Origin of the sequence: Streptomyces mirabilis (assembly GCF_039503195.1) — a bacterium.
Taxonomy (GTDB): domain Bacteria; phylum Actinomycetota; class Actinomycetes; order Streptomycetales; family Streptomycetaceae; genus Streptomyces; species Streptomyces mirabilis_D.
This window is the reverse complement of sequence record NZ_JBCJKP010000001.1, coordinates 742,751-754,434: the sequence shown is the minus strand read 5'-3', so window position 1 is coordinate 754,434 and position 11,684 is coordinate 742,751. Positions and strand designations below refer to the sequence as shown.

At 72.1% G+C, this 11,684-nt stretch carries 9 protein-coding genes; 2 read left to right on the top strand and 7 right to left on the bottom strand.

Features of this window, described 5'->3' with window-relative positions:
* From AAFF41_RS03975 to AAFF41_RS03950, 6 genes are all read right to left on the bottom strand, one after another.
* Positions 1–807: an FAD/NAD(P)-binding protein gene (locus tag AAFF41_RS03975; protein ID WP_343323476.1), complete on the bottom strand. Its 807-nt coding sequence runs from the start codon at positions 805–807 to the stop codon at positions 1–3.
* The gene (locus tag AAFF41_RS03970) at positions 804–1,268 is read right to left on the bottom strand and encodes a Crp/Fnr family transcriptional regulator (RefSeq protein ID WP_319754070.1); all 465 of its coding nucleotides are present in this window, start codon (positions 1,266–1,268) and stop codon (positions 804–806) included. The genes AAFF41_RS03975 and AAFF41_RS03970 overlap by 4 nt, the downstream gene beginning before the upstream one ends.
* Positions 1,268–2,407, bottom strand: coding sequence for a 4Fe-4S dicluster domain-containing protein (locus AAFF41_RS03965; RefSeq protein ID WP_343323475.1), 1,140 nt, complete (start codon positions 2,405–2,407; stop codon positions 1,268–1,270). The genes AAFF41_RS03970 and AAFF41_RS03965 overlap by 1 nt, the downstream gene beginning before the upstream one ends.
* 149 nt (positions 2,408–2,556) lie before the next feature.
* Positions 2,557–2,814, bottom strand: a complete 258-nt coding sequence (locus tag AAFF41_RS03960; protein ID WP_319754072.1) for a HypC/HybG/HupF family hydrogenase formation chaperone — start codon at positions 2,812–2,814, stop codon at positions 2,557–2,559.
* A 6-nt stretch (positions 2,815–2,820) separates the two neighbouring features.
* On the bottom strand, positions 2,821–5,109 hold the full coding sequence (gene hypF, locus AAFF41_RS03955; RefSeq protein ID WP_319754073.1) for a carbamoyltransferase HypF: 2,289 nt from the start codon (positions 5,107–5,109) through the stop codon (positions 2,821–2,823).
* Positions 5,106–5,612, bottom strand: coding sequence for a hydrogenase maturation protease (locus AAFF41_RS03950; RefSeq protein WP_343323474.1), 507 nt, complete (start codon positions 5,610–5,612; stop codon positions 5,106–5,108). Before AAFF41_RS03950 ends, hypF begins: the two co-directional genes overlap by 4 nt.
* Positions 5,613–6,659: 1,047 nt before the next feature.
* On the opposite strand from AAFF41_RS03950, the gene AAFF41_RS03945 reads away from it, so the two are divergent.
* A complete protein-coding gene (locus AAFF41_RS03945) occupies positions 6,660–7,562 on the top strand; it encodes a universal stress protein (protein ID WP_343323473.1) in 903 nt (300 codons plus the stop codon).
* Between the two features lie 15 nt (positions 7,563–7,577).
* A complete protein-coding gene (ppdK, locus tag AAFF41_RS03940; RefSeq protein ID WP_343323472.1) occupies positions 7,578–10,265 on the top strand; it encodes a pyruvate, phosphate dikinase in 2,688 nt (895 codons plus the stop codon).
* A 319-nt stretch (positions 10,266–10,584) separates the two neighbouring features.
* Here ppdK and AAFF41_RS03935 read toward each other — a convergent pair whose 3' ends face one another.
* Positions 10,585–11,208, bottom strand: a complete 624-nt coding sequence (locus tag AAFF41_RS03935) for an SGNH/GDSL hydrolase family protein (protein WP_343323471.1) — start codon at positions 11,206–11,208, stop codon at positions 10,585–10,587.
* Positions 11,209–11,684 lie beyond the last annotated feature (476 nt).

The window sequence follows — 11,684 nt, the reverse complement described above, 5'->3', positions numbered from 1 at the left end:
TCACAACTCCCTTACAGAAAGCAGGGGTTCGGCCAGGTCCCAGCCCACGACCGCACCGGCCTGGCACAGCAGCACCGGACCGAGCTGGCAGTGCCCGCAGTGGCCGGTCGCACAGCGCATGTTGCGTTCCAGGGAGACCCGGATGCGGTCGCGGGGCACACCGCGGTGTGCGAGTTCGCGGGCGGTGGCACGGATCATCGGCTCCGGACCGCAGACGAACGCCGTCGTGTCGTCCGGATCGAAATGGGGCCGCCCCAGCAGCTGGGTGACCACGCCGACGTCCCCGCGCCAGCCCGCGTCGGGCAGGTCGACCGTCACGCCGGTGTACGCCGTGGCCCAGCTCTCGCCCTCCATGCGGGCGATCAGATCGTCCGGGGTGCGCGCCCCGATCAGCACGTTGACCCGGCGGTACGCCTCCGGTTCGGCCAACGCGCTCAGGATCAGCGGCCGCAGTGGGGCGAGCCCGATGCCGCCCGCCACGACCAGCACGTCCTGGCCGCGCGCCCGTTCCAGCTCCCAACTCGTGCCGTACGGGCCGCGGATGCCGACGACGTCCCCGACCCTGGCCGCACACAGCCCGTCGGAGACCGCGCCCACCGAACGGACCGTGTGCGCGAGACCACCCGTGGCCTGCACGGAACTCACCGAGACGGGGATCTCGCCGCGGCCGAAGCAGTGCACCATCGCGAACTGCCCCGGCACGAAGTCGGGCAGCGGCGTGTCCACCGGTTCGAGCCGCAGCGTCACCGTGTCACCGGTCTCCCGCCGGCGGCCGACCACACGGTGGGGGACCGGTACGGCGGTCATCGCGGTTCCTTCGTCTCGTACGTCCCGTACAGGTCGACCAGACGGGCGCGGGCCGCGTTGAGCCGGTGGGCCAGCACTCGTCCGACCCAGTGTTCGACGGCCTGTCCGAAGGCGGGGTCGTCCAGGCACATCAGCCGGACGGCGACCGCGTCGAACTCGTAGGCACGCAGCTGGGTCACCGCCGCGGCGCCCAACTGCCAGACGTAGGGCTCGTACAGCCACGACCAGCCGACGAGATCCCCGATCCCGAGCGTCTCGACGACCGGGGTCCGGCGGCCGGGCACCTGCATGTCGAGGGCGGCGGTGCCGTCCCGGACGATCCAGAACCGGTCGGCGTGTCGGTCCTCCTCGAACAGCCGGGTGCCCGCCGGGAAGCTGACTTCGCGGCCGACGTGCAGCAGTCGTTCACGGTGGTCGTGGGGCAGTGCGTGGTTCATGCGGAGGGCGATCGAGGGGGGCATCAGTCCGTCTCCGTTTCGTGTTCGGCCTCCAGCGCGGCGACTTCCTCCGTGATGTCGATACCGGCCGGGCACCAGGCGATGCAGCGGCCGCAGCCCACGCAGCCGGAGGTGCCGAACTGGTCGTACCAGGTGGAGAGTTTGTGGGTGAGCCACTGTCGGTAGCGGCTGCGGGGCGTGGAGCGGACCGGGCCGCCGTGCAGATACGAGAAGTCGAGGTCGAAGCAGGAGTCCCAGCGCTGCCAGCGCTCGGTGTGGTCACCGGTCAGGTCGGTGATCTCCTCCGTGGTGGTGCAGAAGCAGGTGGGACACACCATCGTGCAGTTGCCGCAGGTCAGACAGCGCTGGGCGATGTCGTTCCAGCGTTCGGCGTCCAGGCTCGCGCCCATCAGGGCCCGCAGGTCGACCGGCGGCATGGAACGACCCATGCGGTCGCGGGCCGCGTCCACCGATTCGCGGGCGGCGGCCTCAGTGACCAAGTCGGCCGTGCGGTGCGGGACTTGCTCGATCAGCCGGGCGCCCTCCGCGCTGCCGACGCGCACCAGGAACCGGTGACCTTCGTCGTCGATCACCTCCGTCAGGGCGAGGTCGTAGCCGGGACCGGCCGCGGGCCCGCCGCCCATGGACACGCAGAAGCAGGTCGCGCCCGGTTCGGTGCACTCGGCGGCGATCAGCAGCGCGCGCCGCCGGCGTTTCCCGTACCCGGTGTCCTCGTACCGTCCGTCGGTCAGGACGTGGTCCTGGATCGCGATGGCGCGCAGGTCGCAGGGGCGGACACCGAGGAAGGCGTATGACGACGGCTCGGGCTCGTGCGCGGTGAAAGCCACGCGGCCCTCCGGTGTCCGGTCGGCGCTCCACAGTCGCTCGCGCGAGGGGTGCAGATACGATTTCCAGGACTGCGGTCCCGCGCTGTGCGCGAAGGCGGCCCCGTCCTCCCGGGGGGCCAACCGGTAGCGTCCGGCGTCCAGTTCGACGCCCCAGCCGTAGGGGAGCGCGTTCGCCGAGGTCAGCTCCGACAGTACGATCGCGCCGTCGCGGAGGGTCGGTCCGACGACGGTGCGTCCCTGCGCCACCAGGGCCGCGACCAGGGCGTCCAGACCGTTCCGGTCGAGTACGGCGGTCGGGGCTGTGGTGGCGGTCATGTCGGTCCTCCCAGTCCAGGGGTTCGTCCGAGGCGGCTGCGTGTTCCTCCACCGCCAGGTTCGGCCCTCGGCCGGGTCCGGGGGAGGGGCCGACCGGCCCTTCGCGGCCGGGCCGAGCGGTCCTTGGGGGCCGACCGGCCCGCGAACCGTCAGGTAAGGGGCTCGCCCAACTCGCCCTCGACCGCGCCCGCCATCGCCCGCAGGACGTCGAGCGTGCGCCGTGCCTCCGCCTCATCGACCTGGGTGATCGCGAAACCGACGTGCACGATGACGTACGACCCGACGTCCGCCTCGGGCGTGCAGCTGAGGCAGACCTCGCGCCGGATGCCGCCGAAGTCGACCGTGGACATGCGCAGTCCGGCGTCGTCGTGGATTTCCAGGATCCGTCCCGGGATGCCCAGGCACATGCGTGTTCACCTCTCCCCGGCCAACCGCGCGGCCGCGACCGCCGCCTGGCCGTAGCTGATTCCGCCGTCCCCGACCGGAACGTGACCGCCGACCAGCACCCGCAGTCCCTGCGCGTGCAGTCGGCGCTTCACCTCGGTCAGCAGCCGCCGGTTGACGAAGCAGCCGCCGCCGAGGCACACCGTGTGCGGCGCGCCTTCGGCCACCGCCCGTGCGACCAGCTCCGCGGTGACCAGCCCGAGCGTCACATGGAAGGCGGCGGCCAGCCGGGCCGCGGGCTCCCCGTCCGCCTGCCGTTCCAGCAGGTCGGCGAGGGTGGGCGCGGGATCGTACACCCACAGGCCCTGCGCCCGTACGACACGGTGGGCGAGCGGGACGGCGTGCTCGTCGCCCGCCGCGGCTTCGAGCAGGACGGCCGCCTCGCCCTCGTAGCTGACCCGGTCGGCGAGGCCGAGCAAGGCCGCGACTGTGTCGAAGAGCCGTCCGGCGCTGGACGCGCGCGGGCAGTTGACGTCCCGGGCGATCATGGCGCGCACGATGGCCACTTCGGCCGGATCGAGCCGGTCCCTGAAGGACCGGGTGAGCCACGGGTACGGGCGAGGGAAACCCAGCGTTTCACCGCCGAGCAGGCGGCCGAGGGCCGTACGGGACGGATGGCGTACCGCCGCGTCGCCGCCGGGCAGGGGCGCGGTCGCGAACCTGCCCACGCGGCGGTAGCCGCTCAGGTCGGCGACGAGGATCTCGCCACCCCACAGCGTGCCGTCGTCGCCCAGCCCGAGACCGTCGTAGGCGACCCCGAGGAACCGGCCCCGCACCCCGTGTTCGGCCGCGCACGCGGCCACGTGCGCGTGATGGTGCTGCACCGGGATGCTGTGCAGCCGCTGCTCCTGTGCCCACTGCGTGGACAGATAGCCGGGGTGCAGGTCGTGCGCCAGGGCCACCGGCTCGATGCCCGTGAGTCGTTTGAGTTGGTCGTACGACGTCCGGAACGCGTCGTGGGTCGCCACATTCGCCAAGTCGCCCGTGTGCGGCCCCAGATGGGCCCGGCCGTCGGCGGCCAGCGTGAACGTGTGCTTCAGCTGGGCGCCGGCCCCGGCGACCGGTTCGTGTACGCGGAGGGGCAGCGGGGCCGGGGCCAGCCCGCGTGCCCGGCGGACCGTGATCCGGGTCCGGCCGGTGCACTGCACCACGGAGTCGTCGTAGCGGGAGTGGATCGGTCGGTCGTGCGTGAGGAAGCCGTCCGCGACGCCCGCCAGGACGCGCCGGGCCTCCGCGTCCTCGATGGTGATGGGCTCGTCGCCGAGGTTGCCGCTGGTGACCACGAGCGGCCGGACCAGCTCGTCGAGCAGGAGGTGGTGAAGGCCGGTGGTGGGCAGGAACAGGCCGATCCGGCGCACGCCGGGATGAACCTCGGGCGCGAGCGGGGCCGGGCCGTGCCACGGGCGCCGGGCGAGCAGCATCACCGGGCGCTCCGGAGATGTCAGGATGCCTCGCTCGGTGGCGCCGATCTGGGCCAGCCGGGCCGCCGTGCCGAGGTCGCGGACCATCACGGCGAACGGTTTCGTCGGGCGGCGCTTGCGGCGCCGCAGCTCAGACACGGCCGTCGGATCGCCCGCGTCGCACACCAGTTGGTAGCCGCCGAGTCCCTTCAACGCGACGATCCCGCCCCCTACGACGGTCTTGACCGCGGCTTGCAGGGCCGCCTCGCCGCGGAGTTCCTCCCAGGCCAACTCCGGTCCGCAGGCGGGACACGCGATGGGCTCGGCGTGGAAGCGCCGGTCGGCCGGGTCGGCGTACTCGGCCGCGCAGTCCGCGCACAGCGGGAACCGCCTCATAGTCGTGCGGATCCGGTCGTACGGCAGGTCCTCGACGATCGTGGCTCGCGGCCCGCAGTCCGTGCAGTTGATGAACGGGTAGCGGTGGCGCCGGTCCGCGGGATCGCGCAGTTCGTGCAGACAGGCCTCACAGATCGCCGCGTCGGATGGGACCTCGCGTCCCGTGCGATCGGCGGGTGCGGGCGCGCTGTGCCGCACGTGGAAGCCCGGGCGGTACGCCGACTGCCGTGTGCTGTCGGCCAGTTGGACCCGGCGTACCCGGGCCAGGACGGGTGCGCCGGCTTGCAGCCGGGCCGCGAACTCGTCGATGGCGGGGGGCGGTCCGGCGACCTCGCCCTCCACATGACCGTCGACGTTGGCCACCCAGCCGTCCAGGCCGAGCTCGGCGGCCGTCCGATAGACGAACGGGCGGAAGCCGACGCCCTGGACGGTGCCGTACACACGGAATTGCCGCATCATCATGACCGCCCCCCGCTGATCGCGTCCCGGTGCCGTGCAAGTTCGTCCTCGACGGCCGTCACGAGCGGATCCACGGCGGCCGCGACAGCGGGGGAGAGACCGGTGCCGAACGAACCGTCGGCGCCCTCCACCGCGTACACCACCAGGTGGTCCGGCAGGAGTCCGAGAACCCGGGCCAGTTCGACGGCCTCGCCGAGTCCCAGCCCGTGCGAACTCGTGGTCCGCGGCCGGTCGAGGAGTCCGGCATGCAGTTCGAGCCGGTGGACGCGGCCGGGGGCACCCGGGTGCGCGTGGGCCGCGTCGACGACCACGGCGAGCGCGGCGCGTTCCCACAGCCCGATCAGCCGGCCGGGGTCACCGTCGCAGGTCGCGAACACGGTGTCCGACGGGAGAGGCCCGTCGCCGGCCCGCTTCCGGAGCCGTTCGACCACGGCCCAGCCCACGCCGTCGTCGCGCCGGAACTCGTTCCCGACGCCGATGACGGCGAAGCGCGTACGCGTCCTCATACCTCTCACCGTGCGCCGGCGTCGTTCGATCCCACAGGGGCCGAACGACCCATCGCCCAGGGCCGATACGCCTGGCCCCGGCCTGGGCCGCACGACCGCGACCGGGCATCGCGCGTGCTCCAGGAGGGCCAGGGCGGTGTGTCGGCCGACCACCACCCACCCGGAGGTCTCCGAGGCGTGGGCCAGGGCCTCGGCCCGGGGAACAGCAGCGCGTCCGCCCGGACATCGACGGCCACGTACTTCGCGCGCCATGGCCGCGGCGCGTCGGACAGCAGGGCCACCTCGTGGTCCTCCCAGGCGGCGCGGTCCTTCTCCGGCACCGGGAAGGGCGACTCGGCTGCGCCCACCGGCAGCGCCCAGGTGTACGCCGTGCGGCCGGGCTGCCTCGAAGGCGAAGCCGGGCGCGCCGCCCGCCGGGTCCCGGGCGTCGACACCCACGGTCACGGCATCGATGTGGCCCGGTGCATCCGGCCCCGCGAGGGTCCCGGGTACTGGCACCAGCGGCCCGGCGCATCCGGTGACCAGGGCCGCTGCGGCCGAGCCCAGGAGCGCCTGGGTGCTGACCCTCGCCGCGCAGGCCGAGGACGACCAGTTCCGCGCGCGCTCGCCGCCCGCAGCTCGGGGACGGGCGCGCCGGCGAGGCTCACGGCCCGGACCGTCAACGACTGGTGCCAGCCAGTGAGTTCGGCGACCACGTGGTACGCCACCTGTTGGTGACCGTCCGGGCGGTAGGGCCGCTCCACCGGGCCCAGGTTCTCCGGCGGTGCCACATACACCGCCCGCAGGGGCAGCCTGTGCCGCAGCGCCTCGGGCGCGGCCCGGTCCGCGGCCGCACGGCCGCGTGCCGACCGGTCGACTCCGGCGGTGATCACTCGTTCCATGGTGTGCCGCGTTCCAGGTCCGTGGCCTCTCCACCCCGACTGTGCGAGGCGGGTGAGCGCTGGGGCCGAACGGACCTCGGGTGCAGACCTGGCGGCCCATACCTGCGGGTAGATCGCGGGGCGACGCTGGCAGGGAGGAGCAGACCGAGCGCAGGAGGTGCGGATCATGCTTCCGCCCGTCATCGCGGGAGTCGACGGCTCCGCCGAGAGTCTCGCCGCCGCTGAGTGGGCCGCCCATGAGGCGGCACGCCGCGATCTGCCGTTGCGGCTGACGCACGTCTGGAACTGGCATCCGCGCCAGGAGGACGGCGAACCCGTCACGGCCGCCCAGCGGCATCAGGCGCGGCGGGTCCTGCGGCAGGCGGAGGAGCGGGTGCGGTCGGCCGCCCCCGATGTCCACCTGTACGACGAGCAGGTGGAGGGTCCCGCGACCGCTGCCCTGCTGAAGACGGCCCAGGAGGCCGAGCTGATGGTGCTGGGCTCACGCGGTCTGAGCGGCTTCACCGGGTTCCTGATGGGCTCGGTCGCGCAGGGCGTCGTGGCCCGTGCCCCATGCCCCGTCGTCCTTGTCCGGGCGGACGAGGAAGTCTCCGACGAGCACCTTCCGGCGGACGACGGCGCCACCTCCACCCGGACCGGCCACCGGGATGTGGTCCTGGGCGTCGACCTGGGCGATCCCTGCGACGCGGTGATCGAGTTCGCCTTCGAGGCGGCCCGGCTCCGCGGCGCGCGGCTCCGTGTGGTCCACGCGTGGCAGCCACCGTCCCCGCTGGGGCTCGGCCCCGGCGAGATCGGCCTGGTGAACGGACCGCAGCGAGCCGAGGAATGGCACGGCTTCCTGTCCGCCGTACTCCAGGTGTGGCTCGACAAGTACCCCGGCGTCGAGGTCACCGAGACGGTCACGGAGGGCCGAGCCCGGTCCGCGCTGCTGCGGGCCGCCTCCGGGGCGGGCCTCCTGGTGGTCGGCCGGCACCTCACCGACCGGTCGGTGGGTCCGCGCATCGGCCCCGTCACGCATACCGCCATCCATCACGTCGGCTGCCCCGTGGCCGTCGTACCCCACGAGTGAGAGGCCCGAGTCCTGATGACTGCGCCGACCAAATACGTGTACGAGTTCGCCGAAGGCAGCCGGGAGATGGCCGCCCTGCTGGGCGGCAAGGGAGCCGGACTGGCCGAGATGACCCGGCTCGGGCTGCCGGTGCCGCCCGGCTTCACCGTCACCACCGAGGCCTGCAAGGTCTACTTGGAGTCGGGCGAGGAGCCGCCCGAGCTGAGCGTCGAGGCGGCCCGCGCGCTGGCCGGACTGGAACGGGCCATGGGCCGGACCCTCGGCGCGCCCGACGATCCGCTGCTGGTGTCCGTGCGCTCGGGCGCCCGCTTCTCCATGCCCGGAATGATGGAGACCATCCTCGACATCGGACTCAACGACCGGTCCGTCACCGGACTCGCCAAGGCCTCCGGACAGGAGCGGTTCGCGTGGGACTCCTACCGGCGGCTCATCCAGATGTTCGGCCACACCGTGATGGGTGTGGACGGCGACCTGTTCGAGCAGGCCATCGCCGAACACAAGGCACGGCGCGAGGTGGCTGGCGACCACGACCTCGACACCGCTGAACTCGCCCTGATCACGGAGGAGTTCAAGGCCATCATCCGCAAGGAGACCGGCGAGGACTTCCCGCAGGACCCGGCAGAGCAGCTGGCCCGCGCCATCCGCGCGGTCTTCGACTCCTGGAACGGCGAACGTGCCCGCGTCTACCGCCGCCGCGAACACATCTCCGAGGACCTCGGCACCGCGGTCAACGTCCAGGCGATGGTCTTCGGCAACCTCGGCCCCGACTCCGGCACCGGCGTCACCTTCACCCGTGACCCCGCCACCGGCGAACGCGGGATGTACGGCGACTACCTGCCCGACGCGCAGGGCGAGGACGTCGTGGCGGGCGTTCGTGACGCCCTGCCGCTGGTCGAGCTGAAGCGGCTCAACCCGCGCGCGTACGTTCAGCTCAGCGATCACTTGCGCACCCTGGAGCGGCACTACCGCGACCTGTGCGACATCGAGTTCACCGTCGAGCGCGACAAGCTGTGGATCCTGCAGACCCGCATCGGCAAGCGTACCGCCGAGGCCGCGTTCCGCATCGCCCACGACCTGTGCGAAGAGGGGACGATCACCGCGCACGAGTCCCTGGTCCGCGTCGACGGCGCCGACCTGACCCGTCTGATGTTCCCCCGCTTCGACACCACCCCGGCCGACGTGCCGCTCGCCCAGGGCGTCCCCGCCTCCCCGGGCGCGGCGGTCGGCGTCGTGGTCTTCGACTCCGCCGAGGCGGTACGACGTGCCGCGACCGGTGAGGACACGGTCCTCGTCCGCAGGGAGACCACTCCCGACGACCTCCCCGGCATGATCGCCGCACAGGCTGTCCTGACCAGCCGGGGCGGCAAGACCAGCCACGCCGCCGTCGTCGCACGCGGCATGGGCAAGGTCTGCGTCTGCGGCGCCGAAGCCCTCAACGTCGACCCGGCAGCTCGCCGGTTCACCACGGCATCGGGCGCGGTCGTGTACGAAGGCGACACCGTCTCCGTCGACGGCACCGCAGGCACAGTCCACCTCGGCGCACTCCCCCTGACCGCCTCCGACGTCGGCCGCGCACTGGAGACCGGTACCGCGAGCGGGCCGCTCACCGAGGCGGTCCTGGGCGCCCTCGGCCACGCCGATTCCGTACGGCGCCTCGAGGTGCGGGCCAACGCCGACACCCCCGAGGACGCCGTACGCGCCCGCGGTCTGGGCGCGCAGGGCATCGGACTGTGCCGTACCGAGCACATGTTCCTCGGTGAGCGCAGGGCGCTGGTCGAGGCGATGATCCTGGCCCGCGACGACAGTGCCCGCCAGCAGGCCCTGGGAGCCCTGCTGCCCCTCCAGCGCGAGGACTTCACCGGCATTCTCACGGCGATGGACGGCCTGCCGGTGACCATCCGGCTCATCGACCCGCCGCTGCACGAATTCCTTCCGGACCGCACGGAGTTGGCCGTACGGCTGGCTCGCGCCGAGCAGCCGGACCCGCACGACCGTGAACTGCTCTCCGCCGTCGAGCGTATGCACGAGCAGAACCCGATGCTCGGCCTGCGCGGCGTCCGGCTCGGCCTGGCCGTGCCCGGTCTGATGGCCATGCAGGTGCGGGCGGTCGCCGAGGCCGTGGTCGAGCGGCTGCGGGCCGGCGGCCGGCCGCGCGCCGAGATCATGATCCCGCTGGTCGGGACGGTCGAGGAACTGCGGCTGGCGCGCACTGAGGCGGAACGGGTCCTCACCGAGGTCCAGGAGGAGACCGGCACGACCCTCGACTGCCCGATCGGCACAATGATCGAGCTGCCGCGTGCCGCGCTCACCGCGGGACGCATCGCCGAGTGCGCGGACTTCTTCTCCTTCGGCACCAACGACCTGACCCAGACCACCTGGGGCCTGTCCCGCGATGACGCCGAGGCCTCCTTCTTCCCGCTGTACCTGGAGAAGGGCGTCTTCAGCGTGTCGCCGTTCGAGACGATCGACCAGGAGGGCGTCGGCCGACTGGTGGAGCTGGCCGTCGAAGCGGGCCGCAGCGTCAACACCCGCCTGGAGACGGGGGTGTGCGGCGAACACGGCGGCGACCCGGAGTCCATCCACTTCTTCCACCGGGCAGGTCTCGACTACGTCTCCTGCTCGCCGTTCCGCATCCCGGCGGCCCGGCTGGAGGCCGGACGGGCGGTCCTCATGGACACCACCGGGGGCAGCGACAGCAGGTGAGCAGAGCCGCGACGGCAGCTCGGGAGCGGGTCGCCCGCACGGGACCCGCGTCCGAGCTGCCCTTGGCGCTGCGACCCGTCACCGAAGGTCGGGACGCGCTCAGAACAGCGCCGGCACCGCCGCCTCGATGAGATGTGGTCCCGGCTCGGTGAAGGCCTCGCGCAACCGGTCCGTGAGATCTTCGGCGGTGGCGGCACGCGACGCTGGTACGCCCCTGCCGCGGGCGAGGGCGACGAGGTCGAGGCCGGGGCAGACCGAGCGGGTCTTGCGGTGGCCCCGGGGAGCCGGAGGCCCGAGGTATCGGCCTCGTCCAGCACGGTCACTGCCTCGCACGAGCGGTTCGCGATGCCGCATCCGAATGGTCCAGCTGGGCGGTGTTCCTCAGCCACCCGGCGCTGTCCGCGGACTGGATGCCGCGGTGGAAGGCGTCCGCTATCTTCACGTAGCCCGTGTCGTTGGGATGCAGGGTGTCGGTCAGGTCGGCGGTGGTCAGGCTGCTCATGTCCACGTATGCGACGTGCTTGCCCGCGGCCCGTGCCTCGCTCACGATGTGGGGGGCGGCCTGGTTGTACGAGGCACGGTACTGCTCCACCGTGCCGCTGGTGGATACGACCAGGGAAGCCACGAGGACGGTTGCGTCGGGGACGGCGGCGGTGATCTGGTTGACCAGCGACTTCAGCCGGGCGGTGGCGGTGGCGGGCTGGTAGTTCCCGTTGAGGTCATTGGTGCTGATCTCCAGCGTCACGACGTTGGGCCGGTGGCGGGTCAGCGAGGCGTCGGCGAGCGCGGCGATCTGGTCAATGCGGTATCCGGAGTGGCCTTCGTTGTCGGGGTCGGACATCGAACCGCCCCGCAACGTGCCGACGAAGTCCAGCGGATGGCCTTCCGCCGCAAGCTTGTCCCACAACGGACCCCGGTAGCCGTTGCCTACTGCTTCCCTCACCCCAGGTGATCGAGTCGCCCAACGGCATGACCCGCAAAGGCGTGTTGGAGGCGGCGGAGGCAGGGGTCACACCTGCCGTCGTCACCCCGAGCGCGCCAGTGGCAAGAGTGAGGAGCGATGAAGTCCAGGACTTTCTCATTCAGGCGTCCTCTCATGACGAGTGAGTGCCGAATCAACGGGGCTGAATCGCCATACGAGTCAGCAAACCGGCCGTCGTACCGTCCCGTTGGCGTCGACGGCCGACTCGTACAGATATCACGCACATCCCTGGCTGGACATCCCATGGATGTCAGAATTTAGGGATAGGCGACACAGGGTGAACTCTGCGGCGTTTTGATCGTCGCCGCTGCTCCGACGGCCTGTTTGCCGCTCCCCCTCTCCGGCAGTCACCCAGTAACACCCCATGTATGGTTGCTGGTGCACGAGAAGTTCAATTCCCGCGCTCCGAGGCAGGTCGATACGCCCGCCGTGATCGA

Bases quoted from the DNA above. Each gene is read 5' to 3' on its own strand.
- AAFF41_RS03975 (WP_343323476.1), bottom strand. From the start codon at position 807: ATGACCGCCGTACCGGTCCCCCACCGTGTGGTCGGCCGCCGGCGGGAG.
- AAFF41_RS03970 (WP_319754070.1), bottom strand. From the start codon at position 1,268: ATGCCCCCCTCGATCGCCCTCCGCATGAACCACGCACTGCCCCACGAC.
- AAFF41_RS03965 (WP_343323475.1), bottom strand. From the start codon at position 2,407: ATGACCGCCACCACAGCCCCGACCGCCGTACTCGACCGGAACGGTCTG.
- AAFF41_RS03960 (WP_319754072.1), bottom strand. From the start codon at position 2,814: ATGTGCCTGGGCATCCCGGGACGGATCCTGGAAATCCACGACGACGCC.
- hypF (WP_319754073.1), bottom strand. From the start codon at position 5,109: ATGATGATGCGGCAATTCCGTGTGTACGGCACCGTCCAGGGCGTCGGC.
- AAFF41_RS03950 (WP_343323474.1), bottom strand. From the start codon at position 5,612: ATGAGGACGCGTACGCGCTTCGCCGTCATCGGCGTCGGGAACGAGTTC.
- AAFF41_RS03945 (WP_343323473.1), top strand. From the start codon at position 6,660: ATGCTTCCGCCCGTCATCGCGGGAGTCGACGGCTCCGCCGAGAGTCTC.
- ppdK (WP_343323472.1), top strand. From the start codon at position 7,578: ATGACTGCGCCGACCAAATACGTGTACGAGTTCGCCGAAGGCAGCCGG.